Here is a 20156-nt window from a genome sequence, read left to right as displayed (position 1 = left end):
GAGGATTCGGGCGGCGGCGAATGCTTGATCTAATCGGTCAGTACAGCCCGCTCAAGTCTTCTGCGGGCTCCCGCTGTGGCGCAGGCGCGGGTTCGGCGGGCTGGGGCGAGGCCTGTTGCTGTTGCTGGGCCTGACGCTGGGCCTCGGCTTCACGGCGCAGAACGTCGGTGTAGGCCTGCGGGCCTTCCCACGTCTGAGGCTCCGGCGTCGGCTCGACGCGGCGCTCGGTGCCCGGGCGGAACGCCTCCTCGATGCCGTTGACGGTCCGGAAGATCGCATTGCGGGGCCGCACGAACGGGCGGGCCGGCCGCTCCTTGAGCGCCTCGGTCATGAAGTTGATGAACACCGGCACGGCCGTCGCGGCGCCCGCTTCGCCGGAGCCCAGCGACCGGTTGTCGTCGAAGCCGATGAAGACCCCGACCACGATGTCTGTGGTGTAGCCCACGAACCAGGCGCTGCGGTATTCGTTGGTGGTGCCGGTCTTGCCCGCCACCCAGGGGCCCAGGCCCCGGGCGCGCACGCCGGTGCCGCGCTGGATCACGCCTTCGAGCATGGAGCTGATCTGGTAGGCGGTGATGGCGTCGATGACCTGCTCCCCGCGCGGCGTCAGTCGGGGCGAGGCGCCGCCGTCGAAACCGCGGCCGCAGGTGCGGCAGGCCCGGTCGTCGGCGCGATAGATGGTGCGGCCGTTGCGGTCCTGCACAAGCTCGATCAGATAGGGCTCGACCCGGCGTCCTCCGTTGGCGAAGGCGGCGTAGGCGGCGGTCAGGCGATAGGGCGTGGTCTCCCCCGCCCCCAGCGACAGCGACAGATTCGGCTCCATGTCGTCGCCCGCGCCCATGTCCTCCGCGAGCTGGACGACTTCGTCCATGCCCACCGCCTGGGCCAGACGCACGGTCATGACGTTGCGCGACAACTCCAGCCCCCGGCGCAGGGTCTGGGGGCCGTAGTACTGGCGGCTGTAGTTCTCGGGCGTCCACGGACGCCCGCCGGCCCCGCCCGGGAACGAGATCGGCGCGTCCAGCACGATGCTGGACGGGGTGAAGTCCCCCTCCAGGGCTGCGGCGTAGACGATGGGCTTGAAGGCCGAGCCCGGCTGGCGTTCCGCCTGGGTGGCGCGGTTGAAGCTGGACAGGGCGTAGGAATAGCCGCCGACCATGGCCAGCACGCGACCCGACTGGGGCTCCATGGCCACAAGGGCGCCGTTCACGGCGGGCACCTGTTTCAGGGCGAACTGTCCGCCCTCGGCCGGCTCGACAAAGATCAGGTCGCCGACCTCGAGACCCGCGCCCGCGCGGGCCCACGCCACGTCGGCGGACAGCAGGGTTCCGGTCTGGTCGTCTTGGGCGGTGCGGATGCGCACGCCGTCGCCGACGCTCTCCACCACGGCGGCGCGCCATTCGCGGCGCTCGGGCGGGGCGGACTGCTCGGACGCCTCGTCCTGCCAGCCCTCCGCGATGTCCACATTGCCCCATGCCCCGCGCCAACCATGGCGGCGGTCATAGTCCTCGAGCCCCTGCATCAGGGCATCGCGGGCGGCGGACTGCAGCGACGGATCCAGCGTCGTGCGCATGTAGTAGCCGCCGGCGTTGATGTCCTCGCCGAACATGCCCAGGGCCCGGCGGCGGGCCTCCTCCACGAAGAAGTCGGCGTCCCGATACTGGGCCCGGCGCGGCGCGTCCTGGGTGGTCAGCGGGCGGGCGCGGGCGGCCTCGTACGCCTCCTCGGTGATGAACCGGTTCGAGCGCATGGCGCCCAGCACCCAGTTGCGGCGGTCCAGGGCGGCCTCGGGGCGGCGGATGGGGTGATAGTTGTTGGGACCCTTGGGCAGGGCGGCCAGGAAGGCGGCTTCATCGACCGTCAGCTGGTCCAGCGACTTGCCGAAATAGTTGAACGCGGCCGAGGCCACGCCATAGGAGCGATAGCCGAGGAAAATCTCGTTCAGATAGAGTTCGAGAATCTGCTCCTTGGACAGGGTCGCCTCGAGGCGGCTGGCCAGGATCGCCTCGCGCAGCTTGCGGCCGATGGTGCTCTCATTGGTCAGCAGGACGTTCTTGGCCACCTGCTGGGTGATGGTCGATCCGCCCTCGAGCCGCCGGCCCTGCACCGCGTTCAGCACGTTCTTGAACATGGCCCGGCTGACGCCGCCCACGTCGATGCCGCCGTGCTGGAAGAAGTTGGAGTCCTCGGCCGCCAGGAACGCCTGGACCACCGGGGCCGGGATCTGGTCGTAGGTCACATAGATCCGGCGTTCCTGGGAGAATTCGCCGATCAGGGTTCCGTCGCCCGCATAGACGCGCGTGGCCGTGGCCGGACGGTATTCCGCCAGCTCGCCCGCGTCGGGCAGGTCATGGAAAAGCCAGGCGGCGTAAATGGCCAGCAGAAGCCCCGCCAGGGCGATGGCGCCCAGCAGGCCGATGCCGGCCAGAACGAACCAGCGTTCGCCGATAGACTTCACGCGGAACTCCGAAAATCGCCCCATATGGCCGGTATTAGCCCGCGTCCGGCGAGGGCGCCAGTCCGGATGAGAAGGTCAGGCCACGCAAGATGGTACGGTCAGCGTCCGCCGCCCGCCTGACCGGCGCCCGCCACCATCAGGCCCGCGTCCGGCTGGGTGAAATAGCGGTCGATGCCCTGCGCAGTGGCGCGCATGAGGCGGGTGCGGCCGCGTTCGTCGGTCAGGAGCTGCTCGTCGTCGGGATTGGTCATGAAGCCCATCTCCAGCAGCAGGGCCGGGACGTCGGGGGCCAGCAGGACCTCGAAATTAGCGTCGCGGTGGCTGCGGTTCAGCATCGGATGGCCCGAGGCCTCCAGATGGGTCAGCAGGACGCGCGCCGCCTGGGCCGAACGGTTCTGGGTGGCGCGCTGGGTCATGTCCAGCAGGATGCGGTCGACCGTGGGATCGCGGCCGGGCAGCTGGAGATCGGCGTGCCAGCCGTCGCGGCTGGTGGCCTGGCGCACGGCGCGCACGGCGCCTTGTTCGGACAGGGTGTAGACGCTGGCGCCCCGCGTGGTGCGGTCGTTACCCGCATCGGCGTGCAGCGAGATGAACAGGTCCGCCCCGGCCTCGCGGGCCATGGCGACCCGGCGCGAGCGAGTGACATAGACGTCCGACGTGCGGGTCAGCATGACGCGGTAGCCGCCGATGCGTTCGATCTCGGTCTTGAGATCCTGGGCCGCCTGGAGCGTCACGGCGCTTTCGTTGACGCGCCCGCCCAGGGTTCCGGGATCGTGCCCGCCATGGCCGGCGTCGATGACGATCAGGGGCCGCTCGCGCCTCTGAGGGGCGGAAACCGTCCGCGGCGGATTGCGCTCGGGCCGGGGGGCCGCGGCCGCGTCGGTGGCCTTCAGGTCGATGACATAGCGATAGTGGGGGATCCCGTCGCCGGGGGGCAGCAGGAAGCGGCGCTCCACTTCGGCGCCGCCGGCCAGCTCCAGCCGCAGCTCCGCGCCGCGGCCGGATCCCTGCATTTCATAGGCGCGCACGAGGCCCAGGCCGCGCCCGCTGACGCCCTGCGCGGCCGAGACACCGGACAGGCTGAGCACCACACGCCCGGCCTCGCCCGACTCACGGACGGAACCGCGGGCGGTCCGCTCCATGTCCACCACGATGCGGGTCCGCTCGGCGTCGCCGCCGAAGCGCACACGCAGCACATCGCCCTGGGCGCCCAGGGCCAGACCGGCCCCCGCCGCCAGAACGCCCACCGCGAAAACGATCAGGGCGGCAAGGATCAACAGGCCGCGACGAACACGGCCTTCTTGTCCAGCAAAGCTCTCGACCATTCGCGACATGCGCGATGCACCCACCAATTAAAGTGTTCTTTCCACCACCATGCCATGCCGTGGTGAGCAACGGGTTAAGGCGGACGGCGCTTTCCATTCGCCCCGCGCATCACTATGCTATGCACGGGTCGCTCGCCGCGAAGGTGCGTGAACGGCCCAATTCCGCCTTATCCGACGGGTTTTCCGGACCATCCGGCCGACTCGCTCACCTGAGGCCGATAGCGCCGCGTGCGCACCGGTCTTGGAGCAAACGATAACAACCATGGGCCTGACGCCTTCCGTCTCCCCGCAGCCTGACGACGCAGCCGGCGCAAATCGCGCCCGCGTCCGCTTGGCCTTGGGATCGACGCGGGCCATGCCCCTCACACCATACCGGCGAGCCGCTCGCGCCTTCCTGATCGAAGGCCGAGGTCCGGCGCGCCCTGGAGATACCCTTAATGTCGAAGACAATGCTGATCGATGCGGCGCACGCGGAAGAAACGCGCGTCGCCATCGTGGATGGCCGCCAGGTCGAGGAATTTGATTTTGAATCCAAGGCGCGGCGACAGCTGCGCGGCAACATCTATCTGGCCAAGGTCACCCGCGTAGAGCCCAGCCTGCAGGCGGCCTTCGTGGAATACGGCGGCAATCGCCACGGCTTCCTGGCCTTCAACGAAATCCACCCGGACTACTACCAGATCCCGGTCGCCGACCGCGAAGCCATCATGGCCGAGACGGACGATGACGGCGACGAGCAGCTCGAGCGTGAAAGCGCCGATGACGAGTCCGAAGGCGGTCCGGCCGAGGAAGAACGCCTGAAGCGTCGCCTGATGCGGCGCTACAAGATCCAGGACGTCATCAAGCGCCGTCAGATCCTGCTGGTGCAGGTGGTCAAGGACGAGCGCGGGGCCAAGGGCGCGGCCCTGACCACGTGGCTGTCGCTGGCCGGCCGCTACTGCGTGTTGATGCCCAACACCGGCAAGGGCGGCGGCATTTCGCGCAAGATCACCCAGGCCACAGACCGCAAGCGCCTGAAGGCGGCGGCGGCGGCGCTGGAAGTGCCAAAGGGCATGGGCCTGATCATCCGCACGGCCGGCGCCAAGCGCACCAAGGCCGAGATCAAGCGCGACTACGAATATCTGCTGCGCCTGTGGGAGACGATCCGCGAGACGACGCTGAACTCCAATGCGCCCTCGCTGATCTATGAGGAAGAGAACCTTGTCCGGCGCGCCGTGCGCGACATGTTCGACAAGGATTTCGACGGCATCCAGGTCGAGGGCGAGGAAGGCTGGCGCGAGGCGCGGGACTTCATGCGCGTGCTGATGCCGTCGCAGGCCAAGAAGGTGCACCTGTACAAGGGCTCCAAGCCGCTGTTCGCGGCCCAGGGCATCGAGGACATCCTGCACCAGATCCACCAGCCGGTGGTGCCGCTGAAGTCCGGCGGCTATCTGGTGATCAACCAGACCGAGGCCCTGGTGGCCATCGACGTCAACTCGGGGCGCGCCACCAAGGAGCGCAACGTCGAGCAGACGGCCTACAAGACCAACATGGAAGCGGCCGTGGAGGCCGCGCGCCAGCTGCGCCTGCGCGACCTGGCCGGGCTGGTGGTCATCGACTTCATCGACATGGATGAGGCCAAGAACAACCGGTCGGTCGAGAAGGTCCTCAAGGACGCCCTGTCCACGGACCGGGCCCGCGTCCAGATGGGCAAGATCTCGATCTTCGGCCTGATGGAGATCAGCCGCCAGCGTCGCCGCATCGGCGTGCTGGAAGGCGCCACCGAGGTTTGCCCGCACTGTCAGGGCGCCGGGCGCATCCGGTCGGTGGAATCCGCCGCCCTGATGGCCCTGCGACTGGTGGACATCGAGGCGGGCAAGGGCGGCGCCGGGTCGGTGAACCTGCGCCTGTGCACGGCGGTGGCCCTGTACGTCCTGAACCACAAGCGCGCCCATCTGAGCCGCCTGGAGGAACAGCGCGGCCTGTTCGTCAACGTGATCGTGGACGACAGCCTGGCCCAGAGCGAACACGTCATCGAGCGCACCGAGACGAACGAGGACTTCGAGCCGCCGTATCAGGACAAGGCCCTGCCCTCGTCCATCGACGACATCGATGATCTCGCCGTCGAGGATGACGACGATGAGGACGAGTACGAAGACGACGATTCCGAAGAGACCGAGACCTCGGATCGGGGTGGCGGCGAACGGACCGAAGCCCGCGACGGGACTGACGAGAACGATGGAAACGGCGAAGGCCGCGGCCGTCGCCGGCGTCGTCGCCGCCGTGGCGGACGCGGCGGCGAGGATGACGAGTCCGGCGCCGCCCCGGCCCGCGAGGACGACTCTTTCGAGGCCGCGGGCAATGATGACGAAGGCGGCCGTCGCCGCCGCCGTGGACGCCGTGGCGGTCGCCGCGCGCGTGAAGAGGGCGATCGCGACGCCTACACCTGGGTGCGCGGCCGCACGCCGTCGGTGCAGGACCCCTATGTCTGGTTCAACCCGCTGGACCTGATGGAGGGCGGACGCCCCGAACGCAGCGAGTCGGCCGAACGGCCGGAACGCAGCGAACAGACCGAACGGGCTGAAAAGCCCGCGCAGCCCCGCCGCAGCCGCCATGAAGCCGCCAAGGCGCGTGCGGCGTCGGAAGGCATGACGCCCAGCGAAGCCAAGCCGTACGTGGAGCCGGACACCGTTCCCGCTCCGATCGAGGCCGCTGTCGAAGCGCCCAAGCGTCGACGCGTTCGCCGCAAGCCCGCCGCCGATGTGGCGGGCGAGGCGCCGGAGACCGCAGCCGCCGAACCGGTCGTGGTGGTGAATGAGGCCCCCGCCGAATCGCCCCGGCCCGAGCCCGAGCCCATCCAGGCGCAGGCTGAGCCCGAACCGGAACAGGCGCCGGAACCGGCCGTGGCCCCGGCCGCGCCGGAGCCCCGCCCTGAACCCGCAGCGAAACCCGACGTGGCGGCGATCATCGAGGCGGATGACGCCCAGATTTCCGCCCCGCCCGCCAAACCCAAGCGCGGGTGGTGGCGCCGCTGAGGCGGGGACGCTAGATTGATGCGGGGGCGCGGGGGCTGAAGTCGAGGAGTTCGAACATGGCCTTGCCTCGTCGTCTCGTTTCGGGCGTCGCCGCAGCTGCGGTCCTGGCGACAGGACTGTTCACGGCGGAGACCGCTTCCGCCCAGTCCATCATCCGTGACACCGAGGTCGAGGCCATCATCCGTGAATGGTCCGACCCGGTGCTGGACGCCATGGGACTGGAGCCGGATGACGTCACCATCCTGCTGATCAACGACCCGACCCTGAACGCCTTCGCCACGCGCGGGCAGATCATGGGCTTCCACACAGGCCTGATCCTGGAGACCGACAACCCGGGCCAGCTTCTGGGCGTGATCGCCCACGAGGCCGGGCACATCAAAAACCGCCACACCCTGCGGGACGGGGCGTCCGACGCAGGCATGCAGCCTTTCCTGGTGTCCATGGCCCTGGGCGCCCTGGCCATCGCGGCGGGCGCGCCGGACGCGGGCGCGGCGCTGCTGGGCAGCTCGGGCTATTTCGGCACCATCGGCGCGCTGCAGTACATGCAGAGCCAGGAGGGCGAGGCCGACCTGACCGGCGCCCAGGCGCTGGACCGCGCGGGCCTGTCGGCGCGGGGCCTGGTGGAGTTCTTCGAGGAATTCCGGGCGCAGGAAGTGTTTTCCGACGCCCGCCGCTATCCCTATTTCCGCAGCCACCCGCTGTCGTCGCGACGGATCGAGAACTTGCGTCGACCGGTCGAGAACCTGCCCAACCATGACGCCGTCGAGCCGGAGCACTGGGCCGGTCAGCACGCCCTGATGCTGGCCAAGATCGATGCGTTCCTGAATCCGCCCGCCCAGACCTTCCGCACCTATCGCGAAAGCGACACCTCCCTGCCCGCCCGCTATGCCCGGGCCATCGCCTGGTATCGCCAGGGCGAAACCCAGCGGGCGGTGGACGCCGTGGACGTCCTGATCGCGGAGGACCCGGAAAATCCCTACTACTGGGAGCTCAAGGGTCAGATCCTGTTCGAGGCGGGCTCTCCCGCCGACGCCGTGCCGGCCCATGCCCGCGCGGTGGAGTTGATGCCGCAGGACGCGCCCCTCCTGCGCATCAATCTGGCGCACGCCCTGATCGAGACCCATGACGAGACGGTGCTGGAGCGCGCGATCACCGAGCTGCGCCGCGCCACGATCGATGAACCGAACAATCCCATGGCCTGGCGGCTGATGTCTCAGGCCTATGCGACGCTGGGCCTGGAGGGCGAGGCGCGCCTGGCCTCGGCCGAGTTCCACTTCTCCGTGGGCCAGCAGCGTCAGGCGACGCAGTTCGCCCTGCGGGCCCGCGACATGCTCGATCCCGGATCGGTCGAGTGGCGGCGGGCGGTGGACATCGTGCTGGCCTCCGGCGCCACGCCCGAGGACCTGGAAGACCTGGATCGTCGCCAGGGCGAACGGCCGCGGTCCCTTTATGAAGACGTGACGGCGCGACGCCTGTCGCACACGCCCGCGCATCAGCACTGAGCCCCCAGGAGATTTCATGACCGACGACGCCGACCGCCCGGCCGAGCTCCCTTCCGGCCGCTCTGGCTGGACCCGCGATCCCCGCCTCGGGCTGGCCGCCCTGGGCGTGTCCGTGGTCGCGCTGGGCGTCTCGGCCCTGCCGTGGATCACCGGCGGGGACTTTGACGGACGGGTGCGCGCCTATCTGCTCAGCCATCCCGAGGTGCTGGAGGAAATGCTGCAGGCGCGGCAGATCCAGCAGCAGGCGGCCGGAACCGAGGCGATCAACGCGGCCATATCCGCCGACCCCTCCCTGATCGCCCCGGATCCGCGAGACCCCGCCGTGGGCCCCGCGCCGGAGCAGGCGGCGGCCACGGTGATCGAGTTCTTCGATTACCGCTGTCCGGGCTGCAAGTCGGTGGCGCCGGGCATGCTGGCGCTGATCCAGGCCAACCCGGATGTGCGCTTCGTCTTCAAGGAATGGCCGATCCTGGACCGGGGCGACGACGCCACCTCCAATTACGCCGCCCGCGCCGCCCTGGCCGCCCACGCCCAGGGCCGGTATCTGGAGGTCCATCAGGCCCTGATGGCCGAACCGGCGCTGGACGTGGCGGCGGTGGATCAGATCCTGCAGGAAGCCGGCGTGGATATGAACGCCGCGCGCGCCTTCATCACGTCCGAGGCGGCCGAGCGCCATGTAGGCGACATTCACGACGCGGCGCGCCAGATGAACCTTCAGGGCACCCCGACCTTCATCGTCAACGGACGCGCCACCGACGGGATCGACCCGCAGGTGGTGGCTCAGGCCATCGCGGCGGCGCGCGGCGGCTGAACGCAGGCGCAGGCCGAAAAAGCAAAAGGCCCGTGAAGCGATTCACGGGCCTTTCGTCTGGTCATATGCTGGCGGTCAGTGCGCGACGCCGCGCCAGATGCGGCGGTAGCTGGCGTAGGTCAGGCCCGCGAACAGCAGCAGATAGATCATCACCGCCAGACCGGTGCGCTTGCGCTCCACCGCGCGAGGGTCGGACGCCCAGGCGATGAAGGCCGAGACATCGCGCGACATCTGGTCGACGGTCGCCTCGGTGCCGTCGTCATAGGTCACCTGACCGGCCCGCAGCGGGTTCGGCATGGCGATGAAGCCGCCGTAAGGCACATGGTCCGGATCGCCGTCCCAGAAGGGCGTCATGTCACCAGCCATATACGGATTGTAGTATTGGCCCGAGGCGATGCGCAGACCCTCGGGGGCCTCCTCATAGCCGGACAACAGCGAGTAGATGTAGTTGGCGCCGTCGTGACGGGCCTTGGCCATGACCGACAGGTCGGGCGGGAAGGCGCCGCCGTTGGCCGCGGCCGCGGCCGTGGCGTTCGGATACGGGTTCGGGAAGCTGTCGGCCGGCGTGCCCGGACGCAGCACCGCCTCGCCGGTTTCGGAATCGATGTCAGCGATCTCGAACTCGGCGGCCAGGGCGCGGACGAAGCGGTTGTTGTTGGGGTTGCTTTCGTGCGGATCCCAGAACGGCCCGCCTTCTTCGGCCAGGTTGCGGAAGGACAGCAGGTCCATGCCGTGACAGGCGGCGCAGACCTCGCGATAGACCTTGTAGCCCCGCTGCAGCTGACCCTGATCGAAGGTGCCGAAGGGCCCTTCGAAGCTGAAGTTGCCGGAGCGCGGATGCTTGGCCTCACCCGCGGCAAGCGCGGGGGAAGCGGCGGTCAGGCCCAGGGCGGCGACGGCGGCGACGAAGGCGGCCTTCACGGCCATGCGGGGGGCTTTGGCGACAGGACGCGTCATCGCGCTCAACCCTTCTTCTCGATGGCGGCCTCGGGGGCCAGGACGGGTTCGGAAATGGAGCTCGGGACCGGAAGCGGCTTCTCCTTCAGCGCCACGAACGGCATGACCAGGAAGAAAGCGAAGTAGTAGAGGGTCGCGAAACGCCCCAGCCACAGGAAGCTGTTCAGGTCGCCGTCATAGACGGTGAAGGTGGAGAAGTTGCCGATCACATGGGCGTCCGGCAGCTCGGCGCCGCACCAGCCCAGGATGAAGCCGTTCACCACGAACAGGACGAACAGCACCTTCATGATCGGGCGATAGCGCATGGAGCGGATGCGCGACCGGTCCAGCCAAGGCAGGACGAACAGGATGCCGATGGAGCCAAACATGGCCACCACGCCGCCGAACTTGTCGGGGATGGCGCGCAGGATCGCGTAGAACGGCAGCAGGTACCATTCCGGCACGATGTGCGCCGGCGTCACCAGCGGGTTGGCCGGAATGAAGTTGTCGGCGTGGCCCAGGGCGTTCGGGTTGAAGAACACGAAGTAGGAGAACAGCAGCAGGAACAGGATCACCGCGAAGCCGTCCTTGACCGTGTAGTACGGGTGGAAAGGCAGGGTGTCCTTAGCCTGGCGCTCCTTGGGGATCAGGATCCCCACCGGGTTGTTCTGACCGGCGTGGTGCAGGGCCCACAGGTGCAGCACCACGCAGCCGGCGATCAGGAACGGCAGCAGATAGTGCAGCGAGAAGAAGCGGTTGAGGGTCGCGTTGTCGATGGCCGGACCGCCCTGCAGCCAAGTCAGGATCGGACCGCCCACCACCGGGATCGAGCCGATCAGGTTGGTGATCACCACCGCGCCGTGGAACGACATCTGGCCCCAGGGCAGGACGTAGCCCAGGAAGGCGGTGCCGATCAGCAGGAAGAAGATCAGGCAGCCGACGATCCAGATCATCTCTCGCGGCGCCTTGTACGAGCCGTAGTACAGGCCGCGCAGCATGTGGATGTAGGCCGCGATGAAGAACATCGAGGCGCCGTTGGCGTGGACATAGCGGATCAACCAGCCCCCGTTCACGTCGCGCATGATGCGCTCGACCGATTCAAAGGCCATTTCTGTGTTGGGCACATAGTGCATGGCCAGCAGGATGCCGGTCACGATCTGGATGCCCAGGCACAGCATCAGGATGCCGCCGAAGGTCCACCAGTAGTTGAGGTTCCTGGGGGTCGGCAGACTCATGTAGTCCGCGCCGAATCGAATGATCGGCAGACGGCTGTCCATCCACCGCTCGAAAGCGGTCTTGGGGACGTAGGTGGATTCGTGGTCGCTCATGATCTCTCTTACGTCCGCGCTCAGCCGATCCGGATCCGGGTGTCGTTCAGATACTCATAGGTCGGGACCACCAGATTGGCGGGCGCCGGACCCCGGCGGATACGCCCCGAGGTGTCATAGTGCGACCCGTGGCACGGGCAGAACCAGCCGCCGAAGTCACCGGTGCCGAAGGTCGGCACGCAACCCAGGTGCGTGCAGGAGCCCACCAGCACCAGATACTGCTCGTGACCCTCGATGACGCGCTCGGCGTCGGTCTGGGGATCCGGCAGGGCGGCGGAGTCCTCGGCGCGGGCGCGTTCGATCTCGGCCGGGGTGCGGTAGCGCACAAACACCGGCTTGCCCTGCCACTTGATGACCACCTGCTGACCTTCCTGAACCTTGGTCAGGTCGAACTCGATAGACGCCAGGGCCAGGGTGTCGGCCGCAGGGTTCATGGAATTGATCAGGGGCCAGACGGCCGCCACGCCGGCGCCGGCCGCAGCGGCCCCCGCGGCGATGTGAATGAAATCACGACGGTTCGGGTCTTGCCCCTCACCCTCAGGATGCACGACCGATTCGGCCAATGTCTCACCTCTGCAGAACCCAGCGCCGATCCGGAACGGACCGTCGATGTGGTGCGTAAACCCTGCGGGGCCGTCCAGTCCATGCCTCGGCCCTGTTTTGCGGCGGTTCGCCGCAAGTCACTGACGCTTCTGTGCGAAGCGTTCGCAATTAAGGCCGCGACAAGGCCCCGCCCCGCGCGTATGAGGGCCTTAGAATGCGTCTCGCCCTTTTTCAACCTGACATTCCCCAGAACGTGGGCGCCTGCATCCGATTGTCGGCCTGTTTCGGGGTTCCGCTCGATGTGATCCGGCCCACCGGCTTCACCCTGGACGACCGCGCCATGAAGCGTGCGGCGCTGGATTACGGCCCCCTGTCTCACATGACGGTGCATGACGACTGGCACGCCTATGGCGGCGCCGGACAGCCGGGGCGGCTGATTCTGTTCACGACGAAGGCGGCCCGGGTCATGACCGACTTCACTTTTCGTCCGGACGATCGCCTGCTGTTCGGGCGGGAAACCGCCGGGGCGCCCGATTTCGTGCATGCGGCAGCGGACGCGCGGCTGTTCATTCCGATTCGGCCCGAGGCCCGCTCCCTGAATCTGGCCACCTCGGCGGCGATCGCCCTGTTCGAGGGGCTGAGACAGACGGGCGGATTGCCGGCAAGCTGACGCGCGCCGGATTACAAGCCGAAGCGCTGTTCGAACCGGCCCAGCGCGGCGGCGGGCAATTTGATGACCAGATGGACGCGGCCGTCGGCGTCAGTGTCGCGGAAGGTGACGCGGCCGTGCTCGTACAGCCAGGCCAGGGCCTCGCCCTGACCGGGGTCCAGGGTCAGGCGGGTTTCCGGTTCGTCGTCCACCAGGGCGGCGATGGCCTCGCGCAGCGTCTCGATCCCCTCCCCCGTCCAGGCGGACACGGCGACGGCCTTGCCCTCCTGAAGCTGGCGCGCGGCTTGGCCCAGCACGGCCTCGCGGTCCTCGTCGGACAGCAGGTCGATCTTGTTCCAGACCTCCAGAACCCGGCGGGTGCGGCCCTCGGGCACGGGGATCTGTTCGAGCACTTGCTCCACGTCGCGGCGCTGGGCCTCGGTGTCGGTGCTGGCGATGTCGCGCACGTGCAGGATCAGGTCGGCCTCGCCCACCTCTTCCAGCGTGGCGCGGAAGGCGGCCACCAGTTCGTGCGGCAGGTCGGAAATGAAGCCCACCGTATCGGCGATGATGGCGGGGCGGCCCTGCGGCAGGCGGATGGTGCGCTGGGTGGTGTCCAGGGTGGCGAACAGCAGGTCCTTGGCCAGGACCTCCGAGCCGGTCAGCCGGTTGAACAGGGTCGACTTGCCCGCATTGGTGTAGCCCACCAGCGCCACGGCGGGGAACGGCACGCGCTTTCTGGCCTTGCGGTGCAGGGCGCGGGTGCGGCGCACGTCCTCCAGCTCAGCCTTCAGCTTGTCGATGCGGTCGGCGATCATGCGCCGGTCCAGCTCGATTTGGGTTTCGCCAGGGCCGCCGGTGGAGCCTGTGCCGCCGCGCTGGCGCTCCAGGTGGGTCCAGGTGCGCACCAGCCGCGAACGCTCATAGTCCAGACGGGCCAGTTCCACCTGCAGCCGCCCCTCGGCGGTGCGGGCGCGACGGCCGAAGATTTCGAGGATCAGGCCGGAGCGGTCGATGACCTTGACCTCCCACGCCTTCTCCAGATTGCGCTGCTGCACCGGGGTCAGGGCGTCGTCGATGACCACCACATCGGCCTCGGCGGCACGGATCAGGGCGGCGATCTCGTCCACCTTGCCCATGCCGAACAAGGTAGCGGGCACGGTGCGGCGCAGGCGGGCCACCTCGGCGGCGCGCACGTCCAGATCGAGGGCGGCGGACAGGCCGACGGCCTCTTCCAGCCGTTCCTCGGCCAGGCGTGCGGAAGTCCCGCGGCCGTCGGGGTGAATGACGATCGCGCGCTGGACCTCGGGGGCGTGGTCAATGAATTTGGAGGTCAATCAGTCCTCATCCGCCTCGGGCTCGTACAGTTGCACGGGCGCGGAAGGCATGATGGTCGAGATAGCGTGCTTGTAGACCAGCTGGGACTGGCCGTCGCGACGCAGAAGCACACAGAAGTTGTCGAACCAGGTGACGATGCCCTGCAGTTTCACGCCGTTCACCAGGAAGATCGTCAGCGGGGTTTTGGTCTTGCGAACGCTGTTGAGGAAGGTGTCCTGAAGGTTCTGTCTCTTGTCTTGCGACATGGCCAGGTTTGTCCTGTTCTTCGTTGTTGATCGACCGACGCCGGGGAGGACGCCGGAGACGGCGGATACGCCGTGGACTGACCCTAGCCCGCACTCGGGCGCGACGGCAACGATCTAGATGGCTTCGTCGCGGGTCTTGTCCAGATAGAGATCGCGCAGCCGTTTCGCCAGTGGGCCGGGCTTGCCGTCGCCGATCTTCGCCCCGTCGATGCCCACCACCGGCAGGACGAAGGCCGAGGCGGAGGTGACGAAGGCCTCGCGCGCCTGTTTGGCGTCCTCGACGCTGAAGGGGCGTTCGTCGACGGTCAGGCCCTCTTCCTTGACGATCTCCATCAGGGTCTGGCGCGTGATGCCGCGCAGGATGTTGGCCTGGATGTCGCGGGTTCGCAGCGCGCCGTCCTTGTCCACGATCCAGGCGTTGTTGGAGGTGCCCTCGGTGATCAGGCCCATCTCGTCAACCAGCCAGGCGTCGCCGGCCCCGGCGTCCAGCGCCGCCTGTTTCGCCAGCACGTTGGGCAGCAGGCCCACCGTCTTGATGTCGCAGCGGCCCCAGCGGTTGTCCGGCTGGGTCAGGACGGTGATGCCCTTGGCGGCCTTGGCCTCCAGAGCGTCGAAATTCATGGACTTGGCCGTGACCACGACGCTGGGCGGGGTGCCGGGCGGAGGGAACGGGTGGTCGCGGCGAGCCGTGCCGCGGGTGACCTGCAGATAGACGATGCCGTCGCGCACCCGGTTGCGCCGCACCGTCTCGCGCAGCACCCGGGTCAGGGCCTCGCGGCTCATGGGCGGATCGATGCGCAGTTCGCCGAGACTGCGGAACAGACGGGTCATGTGGCCCTCGAAATCGGCCAGCCGGCCGTCGGCCACGGACCAGACCTCATAGACCCCGTCGGCGAACTGGAAACCCCGGTCCTCCACATGGACCACCGCCTGGCCGTGTGGGCGATAAACTCCGTTGACGTAAGCGACCCTCGACATCAGTCCCCGTTTCCTTCCACGTCCTCGACGCCGCCGCGCACGGGCGCCACGCCCAGCGACTTCAGCTTCCTGTGCAGCGCCGACCGCTCCATGCCGATGAAGGTGGCCGTGCGCGAGATGTTGCCGCCGAAGCGCATGATCTGGGCGGTCAGATATTCCCGCTCGAACACCTCCCGCGCCTCCCGCAGAGGCAGGGCGATGACCCGCTCGGCGCCCAGGGCGCCGGCCGCACCGGTGTTGACAACCTCCTGCGGCAGCATGTCGGCGGTGATGGGCTCCGACGCATCGCCGGTGGCCAGGATCAGCAGGCGCTCCACATTGTTGCGCAGCTGGCGGACATTGCCGGGCCAGTCGTGGACCTGCAGCACCGCCAGGGCGTCATCACTGAGCCTGCGTCGGGACAGGCCCTGGGACTCGCACAGGGTGTCGACGAAATAGTCGACCAGTTCGCCGATGTCCTCGCGCCGCTCGGACAGGGGCGGGACGCGGATGGGCACCACGTTCAGGCGGTGGAACAGATCTTCGCGGAAGCGCCCCTCGGCGATCTCATGACGCAGATCGCGTGAGGTGGAGGTGATGACCCGCACATCCACCTGGACGTCGGTGTCGCCGCCCACGCGGCGGAAACGCTGCTCGACCAGAACCCGCAGGATGCGGCTCTGGCTCTCGCGGGGCATGTCGCCCACCTCGTCCAGATAGAGGGTGCCGTTGTGGGCCCGCTCGAACACGCCGATCTTGGAGGGGCGTCCTCCCGCCCCTTCCTCGCCGAAGAGCTCCACGTCCAGGCGTTCGGGCGTCATGCCGGCCGCCGAGATGGCGACGAATTCGGAGCGGGCGCGGGGGCTGCCGTCGTGAATCTGGCGGGCCACCAGCTCCTTGCCCGACCCGGGCGGGCCGGCGACCAGAACACGGCTGTTGGCCGGGGCCACCTTGGAGATGGTGGAGCGCAGCTGCTGGGCCGCGTTGGACGACCCGATCAGGCCCTTGGGCACGAAGGCCCGGGCGCGCAGGCGACGGTTCTCGCGTTTGAGGGTCGAGGCTTCCAGCGCCCGCTCGACCACCAGCACCAGCCGGTCGGACTTGAAGGGCTTCTCCAGGAAGTCATAGGCGCCGCGCTTGAGCGCGCTGACAGCGGTCTCGATGTTGCCGTGGCCCGAGATCATGACCACCGGCAGATCGGCGTCCAGCTCCATGACCAGGTCGAGCAGCTCCAGCCCGTCCATGCCGCCGCCCTGCATCCAGATGTCCAGAACCAGCAACGAGGGCTTCCTGCCCTTGATGGCGGCCAGGGCTTCTTCAGAGTTGGACGCGGTGCGCACCGCGTGGCCCTCATCCTCGAGCAGGCCGGAAACCAGATCGCGGATGTCGGCCTCGTCATCGACGACCAGGACGTCGGCGCCGCCAGGTGTGACTCGCATGTCGCCTCTCTATCGTTGCGACGCCGGGGGGGCGTCCGATGGGGTTGAGTTCTGAAGGGGGAAGATCATGCAGAAGCGCGCGCCCTTCAGGTCCTGCGCGTCCGCCAGCTTCAGTTCGCCGCCGTGGTCCTCACAGATGCGCTTGACGATGGCCAGGCCCAGGCCAGTGCCCTTCTCGCGAGTGGTGACGTAGGGCTCGGTCAGACGGTCGCGATCCTTTTCCGGCAGGCCGACGCCGTCATCCTCGATGATGAAAGTGGCGCGGCCGTCCTCGACCTCCAGCACGGCCGACACGCCGCCGTCTGCCTTGCGGCCCTGGGCGCGGGCGGCGGCCACGGCCTCCCCGGCGTTCTTGAGCAGATTGGCCAGGGCCTGGCCGACCATGCGGCCGTCGCAGCTGATGACGGCGTCAGACAGCGGCTCGGTCATGTGAACGGCCACCTCGGGATCGGCCACGCGCTGGGCGAACACGGCCTGACGCAGCAGCTCCGCGGGGTCCTCTGGCGCGAAACGGGGCGCGGGCATACGGGCGAAGGACGAGAACTCGTCCACCATGCGGCCGATGTCGCCCACCTGCCGGATGATGGTCTCGGTGCAGCGATCGAAGGTCTCGACATCGTCGGCCACCTGGGACCGGTACTTGCGGCGCAGACGCTCGGCCGAGAGCTGGATCGGCGTCAGGGGATTCTTGATCTCGTGGGCGATGCGGCGGGCCACGTCCTTCCAGGCGGCGTTGCGCTGGGCCGTGACCAGTCGGGTGATGTCGTCGAAGGTCAGCACCATCTCGCCGCCCAGCCCGCCCTCGACCCGCACCCGCAGGCGCAGGGTCTCGCCGTCGCGGGTGACGTCGATCTCTTCGTCCACGCGGGCCTCGCCGCGCGCGACCAGATCACCCAATTCGGGCGCGACCTTGGCCAGAGGTTTGCCCAGAACCTTCGGCTCCTGAATCGACAGAAGCTGGGTGGCGCTTTCGTTGATGGCCGAGATGCGGCCCTTCTTGTCCAGGCCGATGACGCCGGCGCTGACGCCGGACAGCACGGTTTCGATGAACAGGCTGCGGGCCTGGGCGTCTTCACTGGCGGCGCGCAGGGCCTCCTGCTGCATCTGCAGGTCGCTGGTCATGCGGTTGAAGGCGCGCGAGAGGACCGCGATCTCCTCCGGGTCGGCGCTGGAATCCACCCGCGCCGTCAGGTCGCCCTCGGCCACCCGGTCCGCCGCCTGGACGAGACGGGCCACCGGACGGGCGATGGCGTTGGCCGCTGACAGGCCGAGCCACACCGCGCCCACCAGCACCAGCAACGCCGTCTCCACATAGCTCAGGGCGAACGCGGCCTGGATGCGGGCCCGGCTTTCCTCGGCCTCGCGGTAGGCCTCGATGGAGTCCTGGCTGGTGTTCATCTGGGCGATCAGACCGGGCGCCAGGGGCCGCACCACATAGAGATAGGCGTCGCCGTACTCCGGCAGCGGATACAGGATGCGGATGACGTCGGGATTCTGGGTCGCCTCAACCGCCGCGTCCTGGCCCGCCGCCGCCACTGCGATGGCGGTGCTCGGCGGAGCCAGATAGGGCGGCGCGCTCGCCGTTTCGCCGCGGGCCAGCACCTCGCCCTCACCGTTCAGGATATAGATGGCCGGGTAGCCGAAGAACTCGGCCATCTGGGTCAGGGCGTTGGAGAACTGGATGCGGTTGGGGAACACCTGCCGCACCGGCCCGCCCAGTTCGTTCGACATGGTCGAGAGGTCGCGCTCCATGTCCGTCTGCACGTCCAGCACATAGGCCCGGCCGATGGAGGCTCCGTTCTCGACGGCGGCGCGCACATTATTGCTGAACCACTGGTCCACGCCCCGGTTGACCAGCACGCCGAAGGCCACCGCGATCAGGATGGCCGGCGCCACGGCCACCAGCGAGAACAGGGTGACGAAGCGCAGGTGCAGACGTGCGCCGGCGTCACGCACCCGCTCGCGCGCCAGATCAAGCACTCGCAGGCCCACCACCAGAGCCAGGAAGGCGATCAGGACCAGATTGGCCAGAAGGATGACCAGCACCGCCTGGCTGGCCGCCGCCTGGGCGCCGCCCCGGCCGGAATCCACGCCCGGCGCGGCCGCCACCAGCCACACGCCCGCCCCCGTCACGAGAGCCGCGACCGCGTACGCCACCCAGAACAAGGCCCGCCCACGGTTCTGAAGCGTCCAGCCCCACAAGGCGTGCAGCCGCCCGGAGGCCGGTTCGGCCTGGGGCAGATCAAGGCCGCTGTCGGTGGGCGCGCGGTCAGTCATTGTTCAAGATTAGGCTGCGCTGTGGCCTGAAATCAACACAAATGTTGCTGAATTACGCCACTAGACGAACGTCAGGCCGCGACCACAGGTCGGCGAGGGCCGTCTCCACCGCTTCCGGCGTCTCCAGGCGACACAGGCGGGCCTTGGCGTGACGACGCTCCAGCGGACAGCCGGGCCACGGCGCCTGCTCCACGTACCAGCCCAGATGCTTGCGGAACATCTTCAAGCCCAGGCCCTCGCCATAGAAGGCCAGGGTCTGGCGGAAATGATCGAGCACAATGGCCAGGCGCAGCGCCGCGTCCGGCTCGGCAGTCGCCGGATCGCCGTTCAGGGCCGCGTCCAGATGGGCCGCCAGCCAGGGGCGTCCATAGACCCCGCGCCCCAGCATAAGGGCGTCGGCGCTGGACGCCGCCAGCGCCGCGCGGGCGTCGTCAGGGGTCAGTATGTCGCCGTTGACGATGACCGGGATGGAGACCGCCGCCTTGACCTCGCCCACAGCGCTCCAGTCCGCCTGGCCGGTGTAGAACTGCTTGCGGGTGCGGCCGTGGACGGTGACCGCCTGAACCCCGAGGGCCTCGGCCCGGCGGGCCAGCTCGGGCGCGTTGCGGCTGGCGTCGTCCCAGCCCAGGCGCATCTTGACGGTGACGGGGCGCGTGGTGGCCTTCACCACCGCCTGGATGATGTCGCAGGCCAGATCCAGATCGCGCATCAGGGCCGAGCCGGAGGCCACGCCCGTGACCTCCTTGGCCGGACAGCCATAGTTCAGGTCGATGATGTCGGCCCCCGCGCGCTCGGCCATGGCGGCGCCCTCGGCCATGCGGCCCGGGTCGCGGCCCACCAGCTGGATGACCGTCAGGGGCAGGCCCTCGCCCACCGCGGCGCGGCGCACCACGTCGGGCCGGGCCCGGGCCAGCTCGGCGGCGGCGACCATCTCGGTGGCCACATAGGGCGCGCCCAGCGCGGAGGCCACGCGCCGGAACGGCAGGTCCGTGATGCCGGTCATGGGCGCGGTCAGCACCCGGCCGGGCACGGTGACGTCGCCGATCTGAAGCTTGCCGTTCATGGCGGTGATCTAGAGGCTAAGGCCCGCGCGGTCCATCAGGGCGCGGAAATCCGCCGGAAGCGGCGCCTCGACCGTGAGAGTTTCACCCTCGGGATGGGGGAAAGTCAGCCTGGAGGCATGCAGCATCAGGCGCGGCGCCGCGCCGCCGGAAAAAGTCAGGGCCCCGCCATAGCGGGCGTCGCCCACCAGGGGCCGCCCGATGTGCGCCATGTGCACACGCAGCTGATGCATGCGCCCGGTCATGGGCTCCAGCTCGATCAGGGCGCCCTGATCG

At 68.6% G+C, this 20156-nt stretch carries 15 protein-coding genes and 1 pseudogene; 4 read left to right on the top strand and 12 right to left on the bottom strand.

Annotated features, from left to right (window positions below; translation table 11 throughout):
- Window positions 1-37: 37 nt before the first annotated feature.
- Window positions 38-2482 (bottom strand): penicillin-binding protein 1A, encoded by a 2445-nt coding sequence (locus IWC96_RS06405; RefSeq protein ID WP_196838600.1) that lies wholly within the window; start codon window positions 2480-2482, stop codon window positions 38-40.
- 74 nt (window positions 2483-2556) lie between these two features.
- Window positions 2557-3792: an N-acetylmuramoyl-L-alanine amidase gene (locus IWC96_RS06400; RefSeq protein ID WP_231378932.1), complete on the bottom strand. Its 1236-nt coding sequence runs from the start codon at window positions 3790-3792 to the stop codon at window positions 2557-2559.
- A gap of 428 nt (window positions 3793-4220) precedes the next feature.
- Between IWC96_RS06400 and IWC96_RS06395 the strand changes: the two genes are divergently transcribed.
- The 3 genes from IWC96_RS06395 to IWC96_RS06385 are packed head-to-tail and all read left to right on the top strand — an operon-like array spanning window position 4221 to window position 9107.
- Window positions 4221-6794: a ribonuclease E/G gene (locus tag IWC96_RS06395; RefSeq protein WP_021697145.1), complete on the top strand. Its 2574-nt coding sequence runs from the start codon at window positions 4221-4223 to the stop codon at window positions 6792-6794.
- A gap of 56 nt (window positions 6795-6850) precedes the next feature.
- On the top strand, window positions 6851-8296 hold the full coding sequence (locus IWC96_RS06390; protein WP_021697146.1) for a M48 family metalloprotease: 1446 nt from the start codon (window positions 6851-6853) through the stop codon (window positions 8294-8296).
- Between the two features lie 16 nt (window positions 8297-8312).
- Entirely contained in the window at window positions 8313-9107 is a 795-nt protein-coding gene (locus tag IWC96_RS06385; protein ID WP_021697147.1) for a DsbA family protein, read from the top strand.
- Window positions 9108-9182: 75 nt separating this feature from the next.
- Here the strand turns inward: IWC96_RS06385 and IWC96_RS06380 are convergent, their stop codons facing one another.
- Genes IWC96_RS06380 through petA form a run of 3 tightly spaced genes read right to left on the bottom strand, consistent with a single transcriptional unit; the run spans window position 9183 to window position 11934 of the window.
- A complete protein-coding gene (locus tag IWC96_RS06380) occupies window positions 9183-10034 on the bottom strand; it encodes a cytochrome c1 (RefSeq protein WP_045318975.1) in 852 nt (283 codons plus the stop codon).
- Between the two features lie 35 nt (window positions 10035-10069).
- Complete coding sequence (locus tag IWC96_RS06375; RefSeq protein ID WP_021697149.1) at window positions 10070-11371, bottom strand: cytochrome b/b6; 1302 nt, start codon at window positions 11369-11371, stop codon at window positions 10070-10072.
- 20 nt (window positions 11372-11391) lie between these two features.
- A complete protein-coding gene (gene petA / locus IWC96_RS06370; RefSeq protein ID WP_045318968.1) occupies window positions 11392-11934 on the bottom strand; it encodes a ubiquinol-cytochrome c reductase iron-sulfur subunit in 543 nt (180 codons plus the stop codon).
- Window positions 11935-12128: 194 nt separating this feature from the next.
- Between petA and IWC96_RS06365 the strand changes: the two genes are divergently transcribed.
- Window positions 12129-12584 (top strand): tRNA (cytidine(34)-2'-O)-methyltransferase, encoded by a 456-nt coding sequence (locus tag IWC96_RS06365; protein WP_021697151.1) that lies wholly within the window; start codon window positions 12129-12131, stop codon window positions 12582-12584.
- Window positions 12585-12595: 11 nt separating this feature from the next.
- Here the strand turns inward: IWC96_RS06365 and hflX are convergent, their stop codons facing one another.
- The 7 genes and pseudogenes from hflX to IWC96_RS06330 all read right to left on the bottom strand — a co-directional run.
- Window positions 12596-13900, bottom strand: coding sequence for a GTPase HflX (hflX, locus tag IWC96_RS06360; RefSeq protein WP_021697152.1), 1305 nt, complete (start codon window positions 13898-13900; stop codon window positions 12596-12598).
- Complete coding sequence (gene hfq, locus IWC96_RS06355; RefSeq protein ID WP_013269198.1) at window positions 13901-14146, bottom strand: RNA chaperone Hfq; 246 nt, start codon at window positions 14144-14146, stop codon at window positions 13901-13903. It abuts the gene before it with no gap.
- Window positions 14147-14260: 114 nt separating this feature from the next.
- Entirely contained in the window at window positions 14261-15124 is an 864-nt protein-coding gene (locus tag IWC96_RS06350; RefSeq protein ID WP_196838599.1) for a D-amino-acid transaminase, read from the bottom strand.
- Window positions 15124-16542, bottom strand: a complete 1419-nt coding sequence (locus IWC96_RS06345; protein WP_021697154.1) for a sigma-54 dependent transcriptional regulator — start codon at window positions 16540-16542, stop codon at window positions 15124-15126. The genes IWC96_RS06350 and IWC96_RS06345 overlap by 1 nt, the downstream gene beginning before the upstream one ends.
- Window positions 16543-16551: 9 nt before the next feature.
- Window positions 16552-18819, bottom strand: coding sequence for a PAS domain-containing sensor histidine kinase (locus tag IWC96_RS06340; RefSeq protein ID WP_196838598.1), 2268 nt, complete (start codon window positions 18817-18819; stop codon window positions 16552-16554).
- 52 nt (window positions 18820-18871) lie between these two features.
- Window positions 18872-19882: a tRNA dihydrouridine synthase DusB gene (dusB, locus tag IWC96_RS06335; protein WP_196838597.1), complete on the bottom strand. Its 1011-nt coding sequence runs from the start codon at window positions 19880-19882 to the stop codon at window positions 18872-18874.
- 9 nt (window positions 19883-19891) lie between these two features.
- A pseudogene (locus tag IWC96_RS06330) lies at window positions 19892-20156 on the bottom strand (RluA family pseudouridine synthase); the annotation flags it as partial.

This window comes from Brevundimonas sp. BAL450 (assembly GCF_015767455.1).
GTDB classification, from domain to species: Bacteria; Pseudomonadota; Alphaproteobacteria; order Caulobacterales; family Caulobacteraceae; genus Brevundimonas; species Brevundimonas abyssalis.
This window is presented reverse-complemented; position numbering and strand designations above follow the sequence as displayed.